A 232-nucleotide genomic window follows, 5' to 3' on the forward strand; every position below is an offset into this window, starting at 1 on the left:
CGCCATTGTCCAGGCTGTACTGGAACGTCGCTGCCTTGTAGTCCACACCTTCCGTCGCCGGGTTCGCACCCGAGGCGTTCAGCGTCAGCGTCAGCGTGCCGCCTGCGGCAACACCCGTCAGATTCACACCGAACACCGCGTCCGTGCCTTCCGGTACCGTGATGTCGCCCACGCCGTTCGCTGCCGGGTCACCCACCGTGATCGTCGGGACGTCGTTGTCGATGATCGTCGC

Annotated in this window: 1 protein-coding gene; it reads right to left on the reverse strand. The window is 65.5% G+C overall.

All coding sequences use genetic code 11. From position 1 onward, the window contains the following. A partial coding sequence (locus BJN45_RS17820) for a hypothetical protein (protein ID WP_170873123.1) occupies window positions 1-232 on the reverse strand: 232 nt, incomplete at both ends.

Source organism: Azonexus hydrophilus (assembly GCF_001956855.1).
Classification (GTDB): Bacteria; Pseudomonadota; Gammaproteobacteria; order Burkholderiales; family Rhodocyclaceae; genus Azonexus; species Azonexus hydrophilus_A.